This window comes from Aureimonas populi (genome assembly GCF_017815515.1).
Taxonomy (GTDB): domain Bacteria; phylum Pseudomonadota; class Alphaproteobacteria; order Rhizobiales; family Rhizobiaceae; genus Aureimonas; species Aureimonas populi.
In genome coordinates this window covers 3,417,758-3,438,127 of record NZ_CP072611.1, presented here as the reverse complement: position 1 = coordinate 3,438,127, position 20,370 = coordinate 3,417,758, and the positions used below count along the sequence as shown (strand labels likewise).

22 protein-coding genes are annotated in these 20,370 nt (G+C 68.6%); 5 read left to right on the top strand and 17 right to left on the bottom strand.

Annotated elements, in window-relative coordinates; translation table 11 throughout:
* Positions 1-125: 125 nt before the first annotated feature.
* From J7654_RS16390 to J7654_RS16355, 8 genes are all read right to left on the bottom strand, one after another.
* Entirely contained in the window at positions 126-461 is a 336-nt protein-coding gene (locus J7654_RS16390; RefSeq protein ID WP_209736924.1) for a response regulator, read from the bottom strand.
* A gap of 119 nt (positions 462-580) precedes the next feature.
* Positions 581-2,584 carry a putative bifunctional diguanylate cyclase/phosphodiesterase gene (locus J7654_RS16385; RefSeq protein WP_209736923.1) on the bottom strand — a complete coding sequence of 668 codons (2,004 nt, stop codon included), beginning with the start codon at positions 2,582-2,584 and terminating at the stop codon, positions 581-583.
* A 111-nt stretch (positions 2,585-2,695) separates the two neighbouring features.
* A complete protein-coding gene (locus J7654_RS16380) occupies positions 2,696-3,628 on the bottom strand; it encodes a lipid A biosynthesis lauroyl acyltransferase (protein ID WP_209736922.1) in 933 nt (310 codons plus the stop codon).
* Complete coding sequence (locus J7654_RS16375; protein ID WP_209736921.1) at positions 3,625-4,671, bottom strand: zinc-binding dehydrogenase; 1,047 nt, start codon at positions 4,669-4,671, stop codon at positions 3,625-3,627. Before J7654_RS16375 ends, J7654_RS16380 begins: the two co-directional genes overlap by 4 nt.
* Before the next feature lie 22 nt (positions 4,672-4,693).
* Positions 4,694-5,974: a beta-ketoacyl-ACP synthase gene (locus tag J7654_RS16370; RefSeq protein ID WP_209736920.1), complete on the bottom strand. Its 1,281-nt coding sequence runs from the start codon at positions 5,972-5,974 to the stop codon at positions 4,694-4,696.
* Complete coding sequence (locus tag J7654_RS16365; RefSeq protein ID WP_209736919.1) at positions 5,971-7,155, bottom strand: beta-ketoacyl-ACP synthase; 1,185 nt, start codon at positions 7,153-7,155, stop codon at positions 5,971-5,973. Before J7654_RS16365 ends, J7654_RS16370 begins: the two co-directional genes overlap by 4 nt.
* Positions 7,156-7,182: 27 nt before the next feature.
* Positions 7,183-7,467 (bottom strand): acyl carrier protein, encoded by a 285-nt coding sequence (locus tag J7654_RS16360; RefSeq protein WP_209736918.1) that lies wholly within the window; start codon positions 7,465-7,467, stop codon positions 7,183-7,185.
* A gap of 104 nt (positions 7,468-7,571) precedes the next feature.
* Positions 7,572-8,480 carry a LysR family transcriptional regulator gene (locus tag J7654_RS16355; RefSeq protein WP_209736917.1) on the bottom strand — a complete coding sequence of 303 codons (909 nt, stop codon included), beginning with the start codon at positions 8,478-8,480 and terminating at the stop codon, positions 7,572-7,574.
* Positions 8,481-8,619: 139 nt separating this feature from the next.
* On the opposite strand from J7654_RS16355, the gene J7654_RS16350 reads away from it, so the two are divergent.
* From J7654_RS16350 to J7654_RS16340, 3 genes are all read left to right on the top strand, one after another.
* Positions 8,620-8,976 carry a hypothetical protein gene (locus J7654_RS16350; protein WP_209736916.1) on the top strand — a complete coding sequence of 119 codons (357 nt, stop codon included), beginning with the start codon at positions 8,620-8,622 and terminating at the stop codon, positions 8,974-8,976.
* Between the two features lie 290 nt (positions 8,977-9,266).
* Positions 9,267-10,217 (top strand): tRNA dihydrouridine(20/20a) synthase DusA, encoded by a 951-nt coding sequence (gene dusA, locus J7654_RS16345; RefSeq protein WP_245195789.1) that lies wholly within the window; start codon positions 9,267-9,269, stop codon positions 10,215-10,217.
* Between the two features lie 31 nt (positions 10,218-10,248).
* Positions 10,249-11,073, top strand: a complete 825-nt coding sequence (locus J7654_RS16340) for a sulfite exporter TauE/SafE family protein (protein ID WP_209736915.1) — start codon at positions 10,249-10,251, stop codon at positions 11,071-11,073.
* On the opposite strand, the gene J7654_RS16335 is transcribed toward J7654_RS16340, so the two are convergent.
* From J7654_RS16335 to J7654_RS16325, 3 genes are read right to left on the bottom strand one after another with little or no spacing between them, the layout of a single operon-like run.
* Entirely contained in the window at positions 11,070-11,771 is a 702-nt protein-coding gene (locus tag J7654_RS16335) for a retropepsin-like aspartic protease family protein (protein WP_209736914.1), read from the bottom strand. The two genes, J7654_RS16340 and J7654_RS16335, sit on opposite strands and share 4 nt — an antisense overlap.
* Before the next feature lie 4 nt (positions 11,772-11,775).
* Positions 11,776-11,973 (bottom strand): DUF1289 domain-containing protein, encoded by a 198-nt coding sequence (locus J7654_RS16330; protein ID WP_209736913.1) that lies wholly within the window; start codon positions 11,971-11,973, stop codon positions 11,776-11,778.
* A 56-nt stretch (positions 11,974-12,029) separates the two neighbouring features.
* Positions 12,030-13,532 carry an ATP-binding protein gene (locus tag J7654_RS16325; protein ID WP_209736912.1) on the bottom strand — a complete coding sequence of 501 codons (1,503 nt, stop codon included), beginning with the start codon at positions 13,530-13,532 and terminating at the stop codon, positions 12,030-12,032.
* Positions 13,533-13,747: 215 nt separating this feature from the next.
* On the opposite strand from J7654_RS16325, the gene J7654_RS16320 reads away from it, so the two are divergent.
* Together J7654_RS16320 and J7654_RS16315 are read left to right on the top strand one after the other, a co-directional pair.
* Positions 13,748-14,374 carry a uracil-DNA glycosylase family protein gene (locus J7654_RS16320; protein ID WP_209736911.1) on the top strand — a complete coding sequence of 209 codons (627 nt, stop codon included), beginning with the start codon at positions 13,748-13,750 and terminating at the stop codon, positions 14,372-14,374.
* A gap of 51 nt (positions 14,375-14,425) precedes the next feature.
* Positions 14,426-14,911 (top strand): Lrp/AsnC family transcriptional regulator, encoded by a 486-nt coding sequence (locus J7654_RS16315; RefSeq protein WP_209740627.1) that lies wholly within the window; start codon positions 14,426-14,428, stop codon positions 14,909-14,911.
* A gap of 87 nt (positions 14,912-14,998) precedes the next feature.
* On the opposite strand, the gene J7654_RS16310 is transcribed toward J7654_RS16315, so the two are convergent.
* The 6 genes from J7654_RS16310 to J7654_RS16285 form a co-directional block, all read right to left on the bottom strand.
* Positions 14,999-15,805 (bottom strand): ABC transporter permease, encoded by an 807-nt coding sequence (locus tag J7654_RS16310; RefSeq protein WP_209736910.1) that lies wholly within the window; start codon positions 15,803-15,805, stop codon positions 14,999-15,001.
* Positions 15,802-16,512 (bottom strand): ABC transporter permease, encoded by a 711-nt coding sequence (locus tag J7654_RS16305; protein ID WP_209736909.1) that lies wholly within the window; start codon positions 16,510-16,512, stop codon positions 15,802-15,804. Before J7654_RS16305 ends, J7654_RS16310 begins: the two co-directional genes overlap by 4 nt.
* A gap of 67 nt (positions 16,513-16,579) precedes the next feature.
* Entirely contained in the window at positions 16,580-17,350 is a 771-nt protein-coding gene (locus J7654_RS16300) for an ABC transporter substrate-binding protein (RefSeq protein WP_209736908.1), read from the bottom strand.
* A 118-nt stretch (positions 17,351-17,468) separates the two neighbouring features.
* Positions 17,469-18,077 (bottom strand): molybdenum cofactor guanylyltransferase, encoded by a 609-nt coding sequence (gene mobA / locus J7654_RS16295; RefSeq protein WP_209736907.1) that lies wholly within the window; start codon positions 18,075-18,077, stop codon positions 17,469-17,471.
* Positions 18,074-19,270 carry a multidrug effflux MFS transporter gene (locus J7654_RS16290; protein WP_245195538.1) on the bottom strand — a complete coding sequence of 399 codons (1,197 nt, stop codon included), beginning with the start codon at positions 19,268-19,270 and terminating at the stop codon, positions 18,074-18,076. Before J7654_RS16290 ends, mobA begins: the two co-directional genes overlap by 4 nt.
* A gap of 3 nt (positions 19,271-19,273) precedes the next feature.
* Positions 19,274-20,194 (bottom strand): DMT family transporter, encoded by a 921-nt coding sequence (locus tag J7654_RS16285; protein WP_245195537.1) that lies wholly within the window; start codon positions 20,192-20,194, stop codon positions 19,274-19,276.
* Positions 20,195-20,370: the final 176 nt, after the last annotated feature.

The following is a 20,370-nucleotide window of genomic DNA, read 5'->3' as shown; positions in this document are numbered from 1 at the left end:
AGGCGATGTCAAATCCGCCTTAGCGGATGGTTAAGCATTTTCGCCCAATCTCGGCCCGTGGACGCTTCGGCGCCATGCCCCGGATCAGGTTCCTTGCGTACCGGGGCGGCGCCGCAAGGCGCGGCTCAGGCCGCCGCCGGCAGCACGGCCTCGATCTCCCTCGGCCGAAACGGCTTCGAAATCCTCGGCACCGCATCGAACCGCGCCGGCAATTCCGCAAGGCTTCCCGAAACGAAGCAGAAGGGGATGCCGCGCGCCATCAGGTCGAGCGCCACGGGGAGCGAATTGTTCTGCGGGCAGCCCAGATTGTAGTCGAGCATGGCGAAATCCACGCCCTCGGCCACCCGAGCCAGCCCGCCGCGCACGGTGGAGGCGACCACGCACTCGGCGCCCGCGCCCGTGACGATGTCCTCCAGGTCCATGGCGATCAGGGGTTCGTCTTCGAGAATCAAAATACGCATGTTCTCGTCCTCTTGCCGCTTTGAATGAAAACAGGCCGGAGAAGGGATCGTTGCCCGAAAATCTGTATTTTCTTTAAATTGTCAGGGTTTATACTTAACCGATCGTGAATGCGGCCGGCTCAGCCCGCCCGCGACACGGCCATCACCCCCAGCGCCCTGTCCTGGGCCGCCCAGGCGGCGGCGGTGCGGGCGGAGAAATGGTGCAGGATCTCGGCCGCGACCTTGTCGGCCGGCATGGGCTTGCCGAAGAAGTAGCCTTGCAACTGGTCGCAGCCGAAGGAATGGAGCAGGGCGGCCTGCTCGGCCGTCTCGATGCCTTCCGCCGTGACCTTCAGCCCGAGATGGTGGGCCAGTGAGATGATGGTGGCGAGAATCTGCGAGACGCTGGACTGCCCTTCCTGGAAGGCGGCCATGAAGGACTGGTCGATCTTCAGCTTGTCGAAGGGGAAGCGCCAGAGATAGCCCAGCGAGGAGTAGCCGGTACCGAAATCGTCCATGTCGACCGAGATGCCGAGGCGCCGGAGCGCGCGAAGCTGCTCCAGGATGTCGTCGGATTGCTCGAGGAGCAACGATTCCACCACCTCGATCCCGAGCCTGCGCCCCGGGATGCCCGCCTCCCTCAGTGCCTTCTTGACGATCGAGACGAGGTCGCCGTCGCGGAACTGCACGGCGGAGAGATTGATGGAGATGAACAGCTCGTCCGGCCACTGTGCTGCCTGGCGCGCGGCTTCGCCGATCACCCAGCTTCCGATGGCCTTGATGTAGCCCCTCGCCTCGGCGATGGGGATGAAGACGGACGGGGGGATATGCCCGCCGTCGCCGTCCGGCATGCGGATCAGCGCCTCGAAGCCCAGCAGCCTCTCGCCGTCGCCCGATACGATGGGCTGGTAGAACAGCTCGAAGCCGTTGCCTTCCAGCGCGGCGCGCAGCTTCTGCTCGATCACGCGCCGGCGATGCGATTCCTCGTCCATGGAGAGGTCGAACAGCGTGTAATCCGCCCGGCGCAGCGCCTTCTGGGTCTGGAGCGCCAGTTCCGCGTGCTTGATCAGCTCTGCATAGGTGCGCCCGTGATCGGGCATGGTCGCAACGCCCAGCGACAGGCACGGGATCACGCTATGCTCGCCGAGGTCGATGGGCTTCGCCGTCGCGTCCAGGATGCGGTGGGCCAGCGCGCGCAGGGATTCTTCGCTGCTGACCTGGCGTTGCAGCACGGCGAAGTCGTCCGAACCCACACGTGAGAGAAGGTCGGCCTGCTCCACCACCTCCGACAGGCGCCCGGCGGTCACGCGCAGCACCTCGTCGCCGCTGGCCTGCCCGTAGGAATCGTTGATCTCCGAGAGCCCGTCCACGTCAATGAACCAGAGCGCCATGCGCTCTCGCGTGGCGCGCGAGGTGGCCAGGAGACGGTCGGTCTCCTCGTGCATACGCCGGCGGTTCAAGAGGTTCGTCAGGGCGTCGTGGTTGTGCAGGAAGACGATCCGCTCGTCCGCCTCCTCCATCCTGCGCTTGCGGCGCATGTAGATCAGCGCCGGCAGGCCGGCGGCCACGACGAGGATCAGCACCAGCGTCATCGAGGCGATGGAAAGGGTTTGCGCGTAGGCGAGCTGGTCGGCCACCATGTCCACGGTGACGGAGAGATAGGCCAGGGTCTGGCCGTCCCGGATCAGGGGCATGACGACGGCGGGAATGGGGCCGCCCGCGCCATGCGCCGCCTGCCAGCGTCCCGGCTGCTCCATCGCCTCGGCGGAAAGGCGGCTTTCCGTCACGATGCCCCCGGGGCGGTTTCGCAGGAGCCATTCATATTGCGCGGAGCCGGTGGAGAAGGTCTCCCTGCCGTCACTGTCGAAGAGGCTGAAACTGGCGAAGTCCGAGAGGGAGGCGAGGGTGCGAGCGTGGGCCTCGATGTCCGGGTCGCGCGAAACGCCCGTCAGGAAGGCGTTGAGAACGGCGGGGTCGGAGACGAGATAGTCGGCAAAAGTCTGCGCCCGGCGGTTGACGCTGGTTTCGATCAACCGATCCACTGTGCCCGCGCCCAGATACAAGCCGCTTGCGGCCACGAGGGCGACGATTGTCGTGCCTCCGATCAGGGTCGTCCAGTTTCGCCTGGCAAAATTCAAGAGCATCGTCAGCCTTCGCCTTACGATGCGACCCTACAAATCGTTCGTAAACAATCCATGAGACTTCTGGTTGTCACCCGAAGTGTAGCCGCCTAATGTCCGGCCGGTGGCTCGCTTTTATGTGTGCCAGCGGCGGTGGAACCACATCCATTGCTCGGGATGTTCTCGAACCCATCCTTCGACCACGTCGTTCAGCCGCTGGCAGCTTGCGTCCACATTGATGCCGCCGGCCGAGTCGCGCGGCAGTTCCAGAGCCGGCATCAGTTCCAGCCGGTAGCGGCCATCCGGGAGGCGGATGGAGCGGGCGGGGTAGACGGGCGCGTCGAACTGGCGCGCCAGCTTGGGGAGGAGGGGATTGGTCTTCACCGCGCGGCCGAAGAAGGTGCCCGGCCGCCCGCGCGCGAATTTCTGGTCCACCAGCATGCCCACCGAGCCGTTCCGCTCCAGCGTGCCCGCCAGCGCCCACACCGCGCCCGCCTTGGACGGCACGAGATGGCCGCCCCGCGTCTTGCGCGCGCCGAGCACCCTTCGCGCGATATAGCGGTTGTTGGGTTGGCGGAAGAGGGCGGTGACCTCCAGCCCGAAGGTCGCCGCGCAGATCGGCAGAAGCTCGAAGCAGCCGAGATGGGCCGTGAAGAAGAGGAAGGGCCCCTTGCGCTCGCAAAGCTCCTTGAAAATCTCCACGCCTGAGACCTCGATCTGGCCCTGCTCGGTTTCGGGGCGGTCGGGGTCGTAGTCGAAAATCTCGTCCAGATAGATGTATTCGGCCGCGAGCCGGCCCATCTGGCCCCAGTTGGCACGCGCGGTTGCCTCGATCCACGCCTCGTCCCTCTCCGGGTAGGCGAGGCGCAGGTTCTCGAGCGCCAGCCTGTGGCGCGGCAGGTGCGGGCCGACCGTGCGCGCGATGCGGTCCGCCGCCTCGGTTCCGGCGCGGGCGGGCAGAAGGCGCAGCAACGCGAAAAGCGCGAAGACGAAGCGCGCGATCAGCCAGTCCTTGGCCTTGTCGGCCAGTTTGAACAGGCGCGCGAGAATCCGCTTCCAGCCGCTCATGCGGGTGCTGCGCCCTCCCGCAGGTCGAGCACGATCTTGCCGAAGACCTTGCGCCCTTCCATGCGCTGGAGCGCCATCTCGATGCCGTCCATGGAAACGCTGGTGTCCACGACGGGCGCGACGAGGCCGCGAGCCATCTTCTGCATGGCGTTGGCCATGTTCTCCATCCGGCAGCCGAAGGAGCCGATGAGGCGGAGCTGCTGCTGGAACAGCATCATCAGGTTGACTTCGGTGGAGACCCCGGATGTCGAGCCGCAGGTGACGAGCCGCCCGCCGCGCTTCATGCACAGCATGGAGCCGGCGAAGGTGTCCTTGCCGACATGCTCGAAGACGACATCCACGCCTTTCTTGCGCGTCAGCTTGCGCACCACGCCCTCGAATCGGTCCGAACGGTAGTTGACGACGTGATCCGCGCCCAGCGCCCTGGCCGGCTCGATCTTCTCGTCCGAGCCTACCGTGGTGATGACGGTGGCGCCCTGGCGCTTGGCAAGCTGGATAGCGGCCGTGCCGATGCCCGAGCCGCCGGCGTGGACGAGGATCGTCTCGCCCGCCTCCAGCCTGGCATTGTCGAAAAGCATGTGCTCGACCGTGCCGAAGGTGACGGGCGCCAGCGCCGCGCCCACCGCGTCGCATCCCGGAGGGGCGGGGACGAGGAGGCGGGCCGGAAGGTTCACACGCTCGCAGGCGAAGCCGTCGAGATGGAAGCCGTGAACGCCCGAGACGTGCTCGCAGAGATTGTCCCGGCCCTCGCGACAGGCGCGGCAGAGCCCGCAGGTGCGCGCGCCGTAGATGGAGACGAGTTGCCCCGGCAGGAGTCCGGCGGTGCCGGGGCCGAGGGCCTCCACCACGCCCGAGGCCTCGGCTCCCACCGTCAGCGGCATCTTGCGCTTGGCGAAGGCCATGCCGCGCCAGCCCCACACGTCGATATGGTTCAGCGCCACGACCGAGATGCGCACCGTCACCTCGCCGGGGCCGGGGGGCGGGACATCCTCGATCTCGACCTGCCTGAGGTCACGGTCGCCGACGAGTTGAAGTGCGCGCATGGTCAATCCGGAAAAGGAGGCGTCAGTTGCGCGGCTCGCGGCCGAGCACGAGGCAGACATTCTGTCCGCCGAAGCCGAAGGAGTTGGACAGGACGGCCGAGACATCGGCGCTGCGCGCCTTGCCCGGCACGGTGTCGAGCGGGATGGCGGGGTCCGGCTGGTCGTAGTTGATGGTGGGCGGCAGGGTGCCCTCGCGCATCGTCAGGATGGAGAACACCGCCTCGATAGCCCCCGCCGCCGTCAGCGTATGCCCGATCATGGACTTGTTGGAGGAGATCGGGGTGGAGGCGAGCGCCTCGCCGAAGACGGTGGACAGGCCCAGATGCTCCATCCGGTCGTTCTCGGGCGTGGAGGTTCCGTGGGCGTTGACATAGCCGATATCGGCCGGCGTCAGCCCGGAATCCTCCAGCCCCGCGCGGATGGTGGCGATGATCGGCGATCCGTCCGGCTTGGAGCGCGTGCGGTGGAAATCGTCCGCTTTCTCGCCGCAACCCAGGATCACGCCGAGCACGGTCGCGCCGCGCGCCCGCGCGCTTGCCAGGGATTCCAGCACCAGCGCCCCGGCGCCTTCCGCCATCACGAAGCCGTCGCGGTCCCTTGAGAAGGGCTTGGAAGCCTTCTCCGGCCGCTCGTTCTGCGTGGACAGCGCGGAGAGGAGGGAGAAGCGGACCAGCGCTTCCACGCCGACGGAGCCGTCCGTGCCGATGCAGATGGCCCGCTCGGTCTCGCCGCGCCGGATGGCCTCGAGGCCGAGCTGGATGGCGCTCGCGCCCGAGGCGCAGGCGGTGGAGAGCGTCACGGGCAGGCCACGCGTGCCGAGCCGCTCGGCAAGGCGCTCCGAAATGGCGCCGAACAGGGTGCGCTCGTACATGCCGGCCGGATGGTTGCGCCGGCCGATCTCGAGAAGCCGGTCATAGCCCGCTTCCTCGCGCGTGGCGCCGTCTATCTTGTCGAGCGCGAAGCGCGCGGACCATTCCAGCTCGATGGGCGGGGCGGCAAGGAAGAGCGGCCCTGCGAAATCGCCCTGCGGCAGGCCCGCCATGGCAACCGCCTCCGCGCCCGCGCTTTCGGCCAGCGCATAGGAAAGGTCGATCCCGCTCCACGGCTCGACATTCATGAAGTCGATCGTGCCGGCGATGGTGGTGCGCAGATTGTCGGTGGGAAAGCGTGTGATGGCGTGGATGCCGGACTCGCCCGCCGTGAGCCTGGCCCAATTCTCCTCGATGCCCCGACCGAGCGAGGAGACGACGCCCAGGCCCGTGACCGCGACGACGGGGCGGCCGGCGAAATCGAGATCGCTCATGCGCTGCGCTCCAAGAAGCAGACGCCTTCGCCGCGCGCGTGGCCGACACTGGTGACGAGGGCCGCGCGGGCCGGGGCGTCGGCGGGCCGCTCCTCGCCGCCCTCGCAGGGGGCGAGAAGCGCGCCGCGCGAAAGCGAGGCCGCGCCGAGGGCGACGCCCGCCAGGAAATGCGCCTCGAAGGCGTGGCCGAGGACGCTGCCGAAGGCCCGCAGCGCCGCGTTCGGATAGGCCTCGCGCAGGACGTCCCGCTCCCGGGCCGTCTGCCGGCCGACGCCGGTGGCGCCGGAGAGCAGCAGAAGCTCGCGATCCTGGGCCCCGGATGCGGCCAGGAGCGCCGCGAGGCGCTCGCCCATGCGCGCTTCCGGGCCGCGGTCGCCGGCGACATGGGCGATGCGCGCATAGGCGGGTGCGTTTCGTGCCCGTGCCCGCTCGCCCGATTCGAGCACGAGGAAGACGCCGAGACTGCCGGGCACGAGCCCGCCCTCCTCGCCGCGCGAGAAGACCGGCCGCCATTCGTCCCGCAGGAGAATACCGGCGATCTCGTAGTTCAGCAGCAGGTCCTTGCGCTCGGCCGAGAAGGCGCCGCCCACGAGGCAGGTCTCGCTCTGCCCGGAGGCGATGCGCGCCGCCGCCGTCTGCAGCGCCGTGATGCCCGCGCTCTCCTCGCCCATGAAGGTGCGCGAGGAGCCCGTCACCTTATGGACGATGGAGATGTTGCCGGCCATGAGGTTGGAGAGCTGGGCGAGGAACAGCGTGGGCCGCAATTCGCCGGCCAGCGTCTCGTTCAGCACCGGCCCGGGCCGCTCCAGGCCGCGCGTGCGCTCCAGCACCAGCGCGTCCACCGCCGGGTCGCGCTCGCCGCCGCCGGCCGCCACGATCATGTCCACGTGCGAGCGGGTGGCCTCGTCGGCCGGAACGCCGGCATCCGCGAGCGCCAACCCGGCGGCATAGACGCCCAGGCGCTGCCAGGTTTCCATCTGGCGCTGATCCTTGCGCGGGATCTGCGCCGACCAGTCGACCGGGGGCAGGGGATGGACAGGGTAGGGGGCGAACCGCTCCGTCTCCAGGGCGGGCTGGGGCGCATGGTCCCCCGCGAGCCGGCCCAGATGCGCCTCCACCCCCTCGCCGAGCGAGGAGAGAAGGCCGATCCCGGTGATGAGGACGTCGTGCCGATCAACCATCCGCGCGTCTTCTCTTCGTCCGCTCGTTCAGGCCGGCTTCTGCGCGCGAAGCTCTTCGATCTTGGCGACGAGGTTCTTCATGACGAAGTACTCCTCGGTGGGGACCGCGCCCTCGTTCACCTCCTGGGTCCATTTCTCCAGGGGAATCTTGATGCCGAATTCCTTGTCGATCGCGAAGACGATGTCGAGGAAGTCGAGCGAGTCGATCCCCAGATCGTCGATCGTGTGGCTCTCGGGCGTGATCTGGGCGCGGTCGATCTCGCTCGTCTCGGCGATGATGTCGGCGACCCGGTCGAAAGTGTTCGAAGACAATGCGGTTCCTCGGCTTGCAGGAGGGCTGACGATTTGGCGCGAGCTATAGGCGTTCGCGCAAAGTTTGGAAAGCTTGGCGGAAGGCGGGCGGCCCGCCGTGTGCGCTATCGGTTCGTCTGGAAGATGTCGGAGAGCGATTGCGCCAGGCGGTCGAGAAAGATTCGCACGAGCGGCAACATGCCCCGGCGCGAGGTGAAGAGCAGATGCAGCACGCCGCCCTCGCCGTTCCATCCCGGCAGCGCGTTGACGAGGCGCCCCGCATCGAGATCGGCCCGGATGACCTCCTCGGGAAGCAGCGCGACGCCGACGCCGGACAGGGCGCTCAGCCGGTTCAGATGCAGGTCGTTGGAGGCGACGACCGGCTCGTGCGTAACCGTGCGCGTGCTTCCGTCGCGGGCCGAGAGCAGCCAGGATTCGGGCGCGGCGTTGTTGTTGCCGATCGTCGGCAGGCGGGCGAGGTCGGCCAGGGAGGAGATGGGCCCGTGCCGCTCCAGGAAGGCGGGGCTGGCCACGACGATGGACGAAAGCTGGGCCACGCGCTTGATCATCATGTCGGCATCGGTATCGAGGCGCGTTCTCACCCGCACGGCGATGTCGATGCGCTCGGCGATGATGTCCACCCGCCGCATACCCACCGAAAGTTGCACGCGCGCTTGCGGGTAGTCGGCCAGGAAGCCCGGCAGCACGGCGGCGACAGCGTCCACGCACAGGCCGGGCGGGGTGCTGACCCGCAGGAGGCCGCGCGGCTCGCCGACATAGAACTGGGCCACCTCCTCGGCGGCCCGCACCTCGGCCAGCGCGTTCTCGCAATGCTTGTAGAAGGCCTCCCCCACCTCCGTCACCTCGAACCGGCGCGTGGAGCGCTCCAGAAGCCGGGCGCCGATGCGGTCCTCCAGCTCGCGCACGCGTCGGCTCAGCTTGGACTTGGGAACGCCGGTGTCGCGGCTGGCGGCGGCGAAGCCGCGGTTGCGCACCACGGCCGCGAAATAGGCGAAGTCGTCCAAACTGTGCATTGCGAAAGGTTCGTCCTACTGGTGAGACACTGCGTCTGTTGAGAGGGCCTACTACGGCGGCAAGGTGATGAGTACATGCGGCTCATCGAACAACGACGCCGCCTCCGCTGAGTGAGGCGCGCAACAAGGATGTAAGACAATGACCAACTATCGCAACGTCGCTCTCGCCGCCGTCGTTTCCTTCGGCTTCGTCGCTCCGGCGGCTGCCGAGATCGCGACCTCGCCGATCTCGCCTTCCTATGAGCAGAACGCGACGACCGTTTACGACACCGCGCCCCGCTCCGGCGCCGTGAATGCCCGTTCGACGGGCATCAGCCCGAGCGCACCGTCCCAGATCCAGAACGCGACGACGGTGCAGCGCGCGAACATGCAGCGCAGCAGTTCGGATGCGCCGGCCATCGGCGTGAGCCCGAGCGCTCCTTCCTACATGCAGGATGCGTCCACCGCCCAGGTGACGCGCGGCGTGTCGGTCGGCACCACGACGAGCGGCTTCTAATACCGGGCCGATCCCCGCTGCCTCCTGTAAAGGGGGCGGCCGGGACCGTCGAGAGCCAGGAACGCAGCCGCTGGGCCCGCAAGGGTCCGGCGGCTGCGTTTTGTCGTTCCGCGCCGGCTCGAATTTGCTACAGCAGCAGCCTCTTGCTACGCCGTAGCCCCGTCATCTCCTGAAACGCTCGAAAAAGGCCCGCTTTGGCCCAGACCACGACATCGCCGGCGGGCGGACAGGCCCCCGTTCTTCAAGGCGAAGGCCGCAAGATCAGGGGGTCCGTGCTTGCCGTAGCCCCCATGATCGACTGGACGGACCGTCATTGCCGCTTCTTTCATCGTCAGCTCAGCGGGCGTGCCCTGCTGTTCACCGAGATGGTGGTGGATCAGGCGATCCTGCACGGCGACAAGGCCCGGCTTCTCGGCTTCGACAGCGCCGAGCATCCCGTGGCGTTGCAACTCGGCGGCAGCGATGCGCGCCGTCTGGCGCAGGCTGCCGCCATCGGCGAAGCCTTCGGCTATGACGAGATCAATCTGAATGTCGGCTGCCCCTCGGACCGCGTCCAGTCCGGCACCTTCGGCGCCTGCCTGATGCTGCGGCCGGCGCTCGTGGGGGAATGCGTCGCGGCGATGCGCGAGGCCGTGTCGATCCCCGTGACCGTCAAGTGCCGCATCGGCGTGGATGAGCAAGACCCGGAGGAGGCGCTCGACGCCCTGGCCGATGCCGTGGTCGCGGCCGGTGCGCACGGCATCTGGGTGCATGCGCGCAAGGCCTGGCTGAAGGGCCTGAGCCCGAAGGAGAACCGGGAAATTCCGCCGCTCGACTACGGCCGCGTCCTTCGCCTCAAGCAGCGTCTGCCCTCCATCTTCGTGGGGCTGAACGGCGGGCTGGCCCGCGTGGAGGCAGCGGCACCCTATCTGGATGTGCTGGACGGGGTGATGCTGGGGCGCGCGGCGTACCAGAACCCCGCCGATCTTCTCCATGTCGATGCGCTGATCGACGCAAACACCGGGCCGCGGGCCGATCTCGAAGATGTGGTTCACGCGATGGCCGCCTATGCGGATCGGCATATCGCCTCCGGCGGCCGGCTTGCCCAGGTCACGCGCCACATGGTCGGCCTTTTCGCGGGCCGTCCCGGCGCGCGCCGCTGGCGACAGATCCTTTCCGAGCGCGCCACGCGGCCGCGGGCGACGGGCGCGCTCCTGATCGAGGCGCTCGACGAGATTCGTCCGGCGCTGAGCGCCGCCTGATTCCCTTCTCTCTCCATAGGAATTTCACGAGATGGCCGCCATCGACCTTTCCTTCTGGCTGCCGATGGTCGCCACGCTCGTTGTCGCCAGCCTCGTTTCCGGGCTGCTTGCCGGCCTTTTCGGCATCGGCGGCGGGGCGATCACCGTCCCGGTCCTGTTCTCGGCCTTCAACGTCCTGGGCATCGACCCCGCCATCACCATGCACATGGCGGTGGGAACCTCGCTCGCGCTGATCATCCCGACCTCGATCCGCTCGCTGACGGCGCATCTGAAGCGCGATGCCGTGGACAAGGCGCTCCTGAGGGAGTGGATCTTCGTCGTGCCTGTGGGGGCGATCCTCGGCGGTTTCGTGGCGGCCTGGCTTTCCTCCGAGGGCTTGCGCGCGGTCTTCGCCGTCATCGCCTTCGTCCTGGGCCTTCAGATGATGATCGGGAAAATGCCGTTCTCGCTGGGCTCGGACCTGCCGGGGAGGGCGGGGCGCACGGTGGCCGGCGTCGTCATCGGCGCCATCTCGGCCATCATGGGGATCGGCGGCGGGGTTCTGAACAACACGTTCATGACCCTGTACGGCCGCTCGCTCCATCAGGCGGTGGCCACCTCGGCGGGCGTCGGCGTCCTGATCGCCATTCCCGGCACCGTTCCCTACATCCTGTCCGGCTGGGGGGAGGCGGGCCTGCCGCCGCTCAGCCTCGGCTTCGTCAGCCTCACGGCGCTGGTCGTGCTCGTGCCGCTCTCGCTGCTTGTCGTGCCCTACGGCGCGGCGCTGGCGCACCGGCTTTCGCGCCGGCACCTGCAAATCGCCTTCGGCCTCTTTCTCCTCACCGTCTCCGCGCGCTTTGCGTGGAGCCTGCTCTAGTCGGTGAGCACGAGGCGGTCGCCGCGAAAGTCCACCGAGGAGAGCGAGCCTAGGAAGCTCATGCCCAGAAGGTCGATGCCGATGCCGTCGCCTTCCGTCACCACCGCGACCACGTTGCGCCGCGCGATGTCGCCGACGCGGACCTCGTCCAGCGTGACGGGCGCGGCGCGGGCGATGCCGTTGGCTGTGCGGATCTGCGCGGTATAGGCCAGCGCGGAGAGGTCCAAGCCTACCGCCTCGGCCGTTCCCCGGTCGATGGCCACCACGCTGGCGCCCGTATCCACGAGGAAGGGCACCCGCCGGCCATTGACCTGCGCATCGAGGCGGAAATGGTCGTCGCGCCCGCGCACCGCCAGAACCTGCCCCTCCTGCCCGCCGAGCGAAACGGCGCGGCCCGGCACCAGAACCGCCTGGATGCGGCCGGCAAAACCGCGAAACTCGCTTTCATAGGCGTAGGCGGCGATCAGGGCGAGAAAGATCGCGCCCCAGATCAAGGCGTTGCGCAGGGCGCGCGAAAGCCCGCTGCGGGCGAGGATGAGGACGCCCGAGCCGATGAACAGGCCGACCGCCGAAAGCTGCACGAGACCGGCGAACTGCCTGTCCTCCAGCCCGGCCACGGTGCCGTCCGACATCAGGAGAAGGGCAAGGCCGCCGAAGAGGACCGCCAGAAGAACGAAGAGGAGGGAGCTGTTGCGCATCCCCTCAGCGCTCCGCCGCCGCCAGAGCGGGAGGGGCCATGGCGGCCAGCCGCGCCGGCAGGCGTGCCATGATGGAACGCCGCGCCTGCGGCGAGAATTCGCGCCACGCGGCGATCTCCGCGCCGGTGCGCGCGCAGCCCACGCACTGGCCCGTCGCGGGGTCCAGGCGGCAGAGGTTGATGCAGGGGCTCTCGATCGTCATCCTATCCGAGATAAGGGCGCGGCGGGATGCAAGCAACCGCGAGCCTGCCCCGATCCCTAAAGATAGGCCTGCATGGCGGGCATGACCTCCAGCACCCGCCCGTGCGGGAAGATCGCCAGCGCCTCCGTGCCTTGCCCGGGCCTGGAATCCAGCCGGAACTCGCCATCGTGCAGATGCACCAGCGCCTGCACGATGGGCAGGCCGAGGCCGGAGCCCTGCTCGGCGTTCTTGATGGCCGCCGAGCCCTGGCCGAACGAGGTGAGGACGAGCGGAATCTCGGCCTCGGGGATGCCGGGGCCGTTGTCGCGCACCGAGACGTACTGGCCCCCGCCCGCCGTCCAGCCGACGCGAAGCACCACCTCGCCGCCCACGGGCGCGAACTTGACGGCGTTGGACAGGAGGTTCAGCACCACCTGGCGCAGCGCGCGCGGGTCGCCCCAGATCAGCGGCAGCCCGTCCTCCACGCGCGTGGAGAGGCGGATGCTCTTCCCGTCCGCCTTCATCTGAAGATAGGCGCGGCAATCATGGGCAATGGCGACGAGGTCGACTGCCTCCTCATTGAGCACATAGCGCCCGGCTTCCACACGCGAGAGGTCGAGAATCTCGTTGATGAGGTCGAGGAGGTGCTGGCCCGATGCGTGGATATCCTCCGCGTAGTCCCGGTAGACCGGGTTGCCCACAGGGCCAAGGATCTCCTTCGAGACAACCTCGGAGAAGCCTAGAATGGCATTGAGCGGGGTGCGAAGCTCGTGGCTCATCGTGGCCAGGAAGCGGGATTTGGCCTGGTTGGCCTCTTCTGCGCGCTTGCGCGCCTCGTCGGCGGCGATGCGCTCCTCCTCCAGCTCGGCGATCAGCTCGTCGCGCTCGGCCGTGTGGCGCAGACGCTCCAGCGTGTCGGCCCGAAGCCGCGCGGCGACGAAGGCGAACAGCGGCACGGCGCCGGCCGGCACCATCAGCATGGCGGCGGCCACAGGGTCGCTCGCTTCGCCCGCCCGCCAGAGAAGAACGAGCGCCATCGGCGCGAAGGCGACGGGAACGACTGCCCGCAGGGTAGCCCCCACCATCGCGGTCATGGCGACCGCGAGCACGAGGACGGAAAGCAGCAGCATCTCGAAGCGCAGCGGCGCGCAGGATGTGCAGCTCGCCTGCGCCAGCCAGGCCCAAATGAGGCCGGACAGCGCGTGGGTGCCGAGCATGAGCCGCGTCCACAGGCGCGGGTCGAAGCCGCGCCCGGCCTGCGCCTTCAGGCGGTCGGCCAAGCCCAGGTGGACGATGGACAGGCTCAGGGCCAGGCCCGACCAGAGAACCGCCATCGCGCTGCCGGCGAAGGCCCACAGCCCGGCGCCGGCCAGAATCACCGGCAGGGGCAGGAGGGGCGCCGCGGCGCGGACGGCGGAGGCGTGCTGCACCAGGAGCGCGCGCTCGAAACGCAGCGGCAGCGGGCGGCGGAACACCAGCCGCTCGCGCGCCTCGCGCAGCGTGCGCGCCAGTTCGCCCTCGCGGCGAGGCCGAGCGGCCTTGCCGGCGGTCCGATGCGGGTTTTGGGCGAGGGTGGACATGAACGCGGCGGAAACTCCGGGCAGGATCGGCGTCGCTCATCATCTTGCCGAATGCTTAAGAATTTGCCTTAAGAAAGGACGAAGCGAACACCCTGACGCCTCGCTTCAGAGCGCTAGCGCAAGGTGTTGATCGCGATGATTCTTCCATGCAGCGGCCGGACCCCCGAGCCGGCTCCGCGGCTCTTTTGCGGCCGCCGACGGCGCGGCGAAGCCTGATGGTGCAGGACCCGCTCGCCCTTCAGGAGACGATCCGCACCTGCCGGATCTGCGCCGAGGCACCCATCGGCCCGCCGCTGCCGGTGCCGCCCAATCCGATCCTCACCTTGTCGCGCACGGCAAGGCTGTGCGTGGCGGGGCAGGCGCCCGGCAACCTCGCCGACAAGGCGGGCAAGCCCTTCAGCGACCCCTCGGGCGTGCGGCTGCGCGACTGGATGGGAATCGGGCCGGAGATGTTCTACGACCCCACGCGCGTCTGCGTGGTGCCGATGGGGTTCTGCTTCCCGGGCTACAACGCGCACGGCCACGATTTGCCGCCGCGCAGGGAATGCCGGGCGACCTGGCATGAGACGGTCTTCGACGCGATGCCGCAGGTGGAGCTGGTGCTGGCCATCGGGCTCTACGCGCAGGGCTGGCACATTCCGCGCCTGCCCGGCATGAAGGCGAGCGTGACGCAGACGGTGGAGGACTGGCGGGCGATCCTGGCCGGAGAGGGGCGCCATGCCCGCGTCCTGCCGCTGCCGCACCCCTCCTGGCGCAACAATGCGTGGATCAAGCGCCATCCGTGGTTTTCGCAGGAGTTGCTGCCGGAACTGAAGCGGCGCGTGGCCCGCCTCGTGGCATGAGAAGGCATGGCTGCTATAAGGGGCCGTGACGAGGGGCGCCGGAGGGTATCGGTGGACAGGCTGGACAAGAAGATCCTGAGACTTCTGCAGGAGGACGCGACGCTGGCGGTGGCCGACATCGCCAAGCGCGTGGGCCTGTCGACGACGCCCTGCTGGCGCCGCATCCAGAAGCTGGAGGAGGAGGGCGTCATCAAGCGCCGCGTCGCCATCCTCGACCCGGCCAAGGTGAACGCCCGCGTCACCGTCTTCGTGTCCATCCGCGTCGCCTCCCACTCCGCCGAGTGGCTGAGGCGCTTTTCCGAAGTGGTGGGGGAATTTCCCGAGGTGGTCGAGTTCTACCGCATGAGCGGCGACGTGGACTATCTCCTGCGCGTGGTGGTGCCCGACATCGCCGCCTATGACGCCGTCTACCAGCGGCTGATCCAGAAGATCGACATCCGCGACGTCTCCTCCTCCTTCGCGATGGAGCAGATCAAGTACACCACGCAGATGCCGCTGGACTATCTCGTGCTCGACAAGGATTCGCGCGAAAGCTGAACGGCTGGAATCGGTTCGCCCGGTTTCCTGCCGAACCGATTCCGCTGCCTCATGCGATGATTCAAGGCGTCGGCCCTGCCGGCGCGCTCAGCGCACCAGATGGCGCGTGATGCGCCGTTCCACGAAATCCGTCGCGCGGCGCAGCACTTCGACCAGCGCCAGATAGAGCACGGCCGCCCAGATATAGGTCTGGAAGTCGAAGGTGCGCCCGTAGGCACGGCGCGTCTCACCCATCAGGTCGAACACAGTGATGATGGCGACGATGGCCGAGGCCTTCACCAGAAGGATGATCTCGTTGGCATAGGGCCGCAGCGCCACGATCATCGCCTGCGGCAGGATGATCCTGCGGAAGGTCGCCGTGCGCGACAGGCCGAGCGAGCGCCCGCCCTCCCACTGGCCCCGGCCCACGCTTTCGATGGCGCCGCGCAGGATTTCGGCCTGGTAGGCGGCGGTGTTCAGCGAGATGGCGAAGATCGCGCAATACCAGGCCTCGCGGAAGAACCACCACAGGTTCACCGCCTCGAACTCGGCCCGGAAGATTCCGAAGCCGTAATAGACGAGGAAAATCTGCGCGATGAGCGGCGTGCCGCGAAAGAAGCTGACATAGGCGAAGGTCAGCGCCCGAGCGGCGCGGTTGCGCGACATGCGCCCGAAGGCGACCGGCACGGACAGGGCCGCGCCGATCATGAACGATATCGCCACCAATGAAACGGTCGTCCAGAGGCCGGACAGATAGACCGGCGCGAACCGCTCGATCAGCGCAGGATCGTACCGGCTGGCGAGATAGGCCACGAGCGCGAGGCCGGCGGCGAGCCAGAAGCCGAGGAAGATGAGGCCCGCAAGGCCGGGGCGCCGGGCTGCGGCGGGGGCGGGGGCCGGCGCCCCGGCGGTCATCGCGGCACCTCGCCGCGCTTGGTCCAGCGCTCGATCCGCCCGATCACGGCGACGGAGGCGAAGGTCAGGACGAGGAAGAGCACGCAAGCCAGAAGGTAGAAGAGGAAGGGCTCGCGCGTGACGCGCGCGGCTATGCCCGTCTGGCGCATGATATCCGCCAGCCCGATGACCGAGACGAGGGCCGTGTCCTTCAGGAGGTTCAGCCAGACATTCGACAGGCCGGGCAGGGCGATGCGGATGAGCTGGGGCAGGGTGATGAACCAGAGGATCTTGAAACGCGACATGCCGAGCGCACGCCCGGCCTCCTCCTGCCCGGGTGCGATGGCCCGGAAGGCGGAGAGGAAGACCTCCGATGAGAAGGCGGCAAAGACAAAGCCGAGCGCCAGCATTCCCGACAGGAAGGCCGAGAGCGAAAGCTGCGGCAGGCCCGCCGCCCCCGTTGCCGCGTTGATGAGCGCCTGCCCGCCGTAGAAGACGAGAAACAGCGTCAGAAGCTCCGGCAGGCCCCGGAAGATCGTGGTGTAGATGTCGGCAGAGAGGCGCAGCGCCCAATCGTGCGAGCGCTTGGCCAGCGCGAGGGCAAGGCCCGCCGCAAGGCCGAAGGGCAGGGTGGAGAGGGCGAGCGCGACCGTGACGAGGAACCCGCTTGCGAGCTCGTCGCCCCAGCCGGTATCGCCGAAGGACAGAAGGGTGAGATAATCGGTCATCGCTTCGCCGCGTTGCGCGGCCGGGGGCCGGCGGGCTGCCGATCAGCCCTCCGGCCCATCCGCGCGATCACTCGCCGTAGACGTCGAAGTCGAAATACTTGGCCTGGATCTCGGCATAGGTGCCGTTCTCGCGGATGGCCTGGATGGCGGTGTTGAAGCGCTCGGCCAGCTCCGTCTCGCCGAGCCGCAGCGCGATGCCGGCGCCCTCGCCGTAGATCGCCGGGTCGGGCGTCAGCGTGCCCAGAACCTGGCAGCAGTCGCCTTCGCCTTCCACCCATTGCGACAGGACGACCACGTCGTCCATCACCGCGTCCAGCCGCCCGTTCTCGATGTCGAGCTGATATTCCTCGGCCGTGGGGTAGATGCGCACGTCAGCGTCGGGGAAATAAGCCTGCGCGGCTTCCGAATGCGTGGTGGAGCCCTGCACGCCGATGGCCCGGCCGGCGAGCGCCTCGGGCGTGGCCTCCGCGATGTCGCTGTCGGTCGGCACGGCGATGGCGGGGGGCGTGTTGTAGTACTTGTCGGTGAACAGAACCTGCTGGGAGCGCTCGGCCGTGATCGACATGGAGGCGATGATCGCGTCGAAGCGGTTGTTCTGGAGGGCGGGGATGATGCCGTCCCAGTCGGAGGTCACGAACTCGCACGTCACCTCCATCTCCTCGCACAGGGCGCGCGCGATATCGATGTCGAAGCCGACCAGCTCGCCCGCCGCGTTGGTGTAGTTGAACGGGGCGTAGGCGCCTTCCGTGCCGATGCGGACGACCTCCTGCGCCAGCGACGCGCCGGTGAGGAAGACGGTGCCCGCGAGGGCGAGGGAAAGGGTCCGGATGGATGCCATGGGCTGCGGATTCTCCGTTGAAGGACAGAAAGGCGGGCGCCCCCGCGCAATTGGGAAGCAAGATGAAAGATGAGGCGATGTTGCCCGTTTCGTGGCAAATGGCAAGCCGGCGAACCGTTTATCCCAGAACGGTTCGTGCCTTTGCGAGATCATCGGGCGTGTTGACGTTGAAGAAGGGATCGCCTTCCGGCGCCGTCCGGGACGGCGGGAAAACGACCTCCTCGTGGCCCGATTTCGTCAGGAACTGGAAGAAGGAGCCTTTCGCGCCCGGCTCGTCCAGATAGGGGCCGAGCGCCGCCAGCGTGGCGCGCGGCCAGAGCGAGGCGGTGGGGTGGCGGCGGCCGAGGCATAAGGCGATGCGCGGCCGGTCCCCCGCGCCCTCGCAAAGGCGCGCGACGAGGTTCGCCGGCAGGAAGGGCGTGTCGCCGGCTAAGCAAAGAAGATGCGTGGCCGTGTCCCGGCGGGCGGACAGGAACGCCGCCGCTGCTTCCAGGCCGGCGAGGGGGCCCGCGCGCCCCGCCCGCAGGTCGGGCAGGATCGGCAGGCCGAGCCCGGCGAAGGGCGCGGGCTCGTTGGCGCTGAGGAGGAGGGGAGCGCAGAAGGGCCGCAGGCGCTCGATGACATGGGCCAGGATCGGCCGGCCGGCGAGATCGAGCAGGGGCTTGGGCACCGGCGCGCCCATGCGCGAGCCCGCGCCGCCGGCCAGGATGACGGCGGCCGGCCTCACTCGCTCCGCTCGCGCCGGACCGAAAGGGCCGCCAGAACCCCCGCCAGCCCCATGAACGCCATCAGCGCGGCGGCGGCCACGGGGGTGCCGGCAAGGCCGGCCGCCAGCACGGACATGACGGCGCCGAGGCCGATCTGAAGGGCGCCGAGAAGCCCGGCGGCCGCACCCGCGGCGTCCGGCCGCACGCTGACGCCGCCGGCCGTGGAGGTGGGAACCGAAAGGCCGCTGCCGAGGCCCACCAGCATCATCGGGCCGAACAGGGTGAGCGGCGTAACCCAGCCGATGGCGAAGAAGGCGAGGATCACGAGCCCCGCCAGGAAGGTGACGCCCGCGCCGGCGCGCATCAGCGGCCGCAGGCCGATGCGTTGCGACAGGCGGCCCGTGATGAAGTTGCCCGTGATGTAGCCGACCGAGCAGAGCATGAACCAGAGCCCGTAGCCGGCCGGCGACATGCCCAGCTCATCCACCGCGATGAACGGCGCGCTGCCGAGGAAGGCGAAGAACACGGCCGAGACGAAGGCCGCGACGCTCGCGTGCGACCAGAAGGCCCCGGCGCGCATGAGCTGCCCGTAAGCGCGGAACTGCGCCGCGAAGGGCGCGCCGCGCGTGCGGTTGGTCTCCGACAGGTCGAAGAACAGCAGCACGGTTGTCAGGACGCCGGCCATGCCGAGCATCCAGAAGACGGCGCGCCAGCCGAAGGCGGTGTCGATCGCCCCGCCGATGGCCGGCCCCAGCATGGGCGCGACGGCAAGGCCCATCGTCACATAGCCGAGCATCGAGGCGGCCTGGTCGCGCGCGTAGAGGTCGCGCACGATGGCGCGCGAAAGCACGATGCCGGTGGCGCTCGCCGCCTGGATCACCCGGCCGATGAGGAAGGTTTCGATGGACGAGGCCATGAGGCACAGCCCCGTGCCGAGGAGAAAGAGCACCATCCCGCCGAGGATGACAGGCCGGCGGCCGAACCGGTCGGAAAGCGGGCCCGCGATGAGCTGGATGGCGGCGGTCGCGGCGAGATAGAGCGACAGGCCGAGGCCCACCGCTGCCGGGCCGACCGCCAGGTCCCGCGCGATGGAGGTCATGGACGGCAGGAAGACGTTGATGGCGAGCGGCGAGAGCCCCGATGCGATCATCAGCGTCGCCAGCATGGGGCGGCGCGGAGCGCGCGGCAGCGTCGTCATCGGGGCGCCGGACATGGCTCAGTGCCCCTGCGTCGGCGCGAGTTTGACGCGCGAGACGCGCCGCTCGCGATAGATCATGTAGATTCCGCTCCCCACCACGATAGCCGAGCCCACCATATCCCAGAAGGCGGGCAGCTCTGCGAAGATGAGAAAGCCGAGCACGATGGCAAACAGCAGGATCGTGTAGCGGAAGGGCGCCACGAAGCCGACCTCGCCCACGCGCGTGGCCGCCACCACGCACACATAGCCGAACGCGATGGCCAGCGCCGCGCCGCAGAGCGCCGCCGTGGTTTCCACGCTCATCGCGCGCCACCCCACGAAGGGCAGCAGCGCGAGGCCGAACACCGTGATGCTCAGGGCACCAACGGCCGCCACCAGCACGGAGGGCAGGCCCCGCGACATCTTGCGGGTGAAGATGTCGCGCGCGGCCGAGCAGACGACGGAGGCGAGAACCGCGAGCGAATAGACGGTGAACCCTTCCGTGCCCGGCCGCACGATGATGACGACGCCCAGGAAGCCCACGAGGATGGCCAGCCAGCGGCGCCAGCCCACCTTCTCGCCCAAGAACAGGACCGCGCCGAGCGTGATGGCGAGCGGCAGGGCCTGGAAGATGGCGGACGCGTTGGCGAGCGGAAGCTGCGTCAGCGCGGTGATGTAGCTGATCGTCGCCAAGAGGTCGAAGACCGTGCGCCACGCCACGGGGGCGGAAAGGATGGGGCCGGCCGGGCGCAGCATCCCGCGCCACCAGGCGAGAGCGAACAGCAGCACGCTCGCCATGGCCCCGCGCACGGCCATGATCTGCGCCGGCTCGATCTCCTGCGTGGCCAACTTCACCATCGCGTCGTTGAGGGCGAACCCGCACATAGCCGCGACCATCAGGCCTGCTGCGCGCAGATTGTCCGAAAGGGGAACGGCACGGCGAAAGGCGAGGAAGGACACGGGGAACGCAATCGCTTGGCGTGATGTGGGCACCCGAACGGGCGATAAGCCTGCCTTACGCTTCCCGGCGGCGCATGGCGAGATGGGAAAAGGCGAGGAAACGAAAGAGGCCGCCGCGAGGAACGCGACGGCCCGGTCCGTGCCGTGAAGGAAGCGTCTGGCGCAAGGCGCCGACC

Coding starts and splice junctions, on each gene's coding strand:
- J7654_RS16290 (WP_245195538.1), bottom strand. CDS start 19,270: ATGTCCGGCGCCCCGATGACGACGCTGCCGCGCGCTCCGCGCCGCCCC.
- J7654_RS16390 (WP_209736924.1), bottom strand. CDS start 461: ATGCGTATTTTGATTCTCGAAGACGAACCCCTGATCGCCATGGACCTG.
- J7654_RS16380 (WP_209736922.1), bottom strand. CDS start 3,628: ATGAGCGGCTGGAAGCGGATTCTCGCGCGCCTGTTCAAACTGGCCGAC.
- dusA (WP_245195789.1), top strand. CDS start 9,267: ATGATCGACTGGACGGACCGTCATTGCCGCTTCTTTCATCGTCAGCTC.
- J7654_RS16325 (WP_209736912.1), bottom strand. CDS start 13,532: ATGTCCACCCTCGCCCAAAACCCGCATCGGACCGCCGGCAAGGCCGCT.
- J7654_RS16305 (WP_209736909.1), bottom strand. CDS start 16,512: ATGACCGATTATCTCACCCTTCTGTCCTTCGGCGATACCGGCTGGGGC.
- J7654_RS16365 (WP_209736919.1), bottom strand. CDS start 7,155: ATGGTTGATCGGCACGACGTCCTCATCACCGGGATCGGCCTTCTCTCC.
- J7654_RS16370 (WP_209736920.1), bottom strand. CDS start 5,974: ATGAGCGATCTCGATTTCGCCGGCCGCCCCGTCGTCGCGGTCACGGGC.
- J7654_RS16375 (WP_209736921.1), bottom strand. CDS start 4,671: ATGCGCGCACTTCAACTCGTCGGCGACCGTGACCTCAGGCAGGTCGAG.
- J7654_RS16335 (WP_209736914.1), bottom strand. CDS start 11,771: ATGCGCAACAGCTCCCTCCTCTTCGTTCTTCTGGCGGTCCTCTTCGGC.
- J7654_RS16300 (WP_209736908.1), bottom strand. CDS start 17,350: ATGGCATCCATCCGGACCCTTTCCCTCGCCCTCGCGGGCACCGTCTTC.
- J7654_RS16355 (WP_209736917.1), bottom strand. CDS start 8,480: ATGCACAGTTTGGACGACTTCGCCTATTTCGCGGCCGTGGTGCGCAAC.
- J7654_RS16385 (WP_209736923.1), bottom strand. CDS start 2,584: ATGCTCTTGAATTTTGCCAGGCGAAACTGGACGACCCTGATCGGAGGC.
- J7654_RS16310 (WP_209736910.1), bottom strand. CDS start 15,805: ATGACCGCCGGGGCGCCGGCCCCCGCCCCCGCCGCAGCCCGGCGCCCC.
- J7654_RS16350 (WP_209736916.1), top strand. CDS start 8,620: ATGACCAACTATCGCAACGTCGCTCTCGCCGCCGTCGTTTCCTTCGGC.
- J7654_RS16330 (WP_209736913.1), bottom strand. CDS start 11,973: ATGACGATCGAGAGCCCCTGCATCAACCTCTGCCGCCTGGACCCCGCG.
- J7654_RS16340 (WP_209736915.1), top strand. CDS start 10,249: ATGGCCGCCATCGACCTTTCCTTCTGGCTGCCGATGGTCGCCACGCTC.
- J7654_RS16320 (WP_209736911.1), top strand. CDS start 13,748: ATGGTGCAGGACCCGCTCGCCCTTCAGGAGACGATCCGCACCTGCCGG.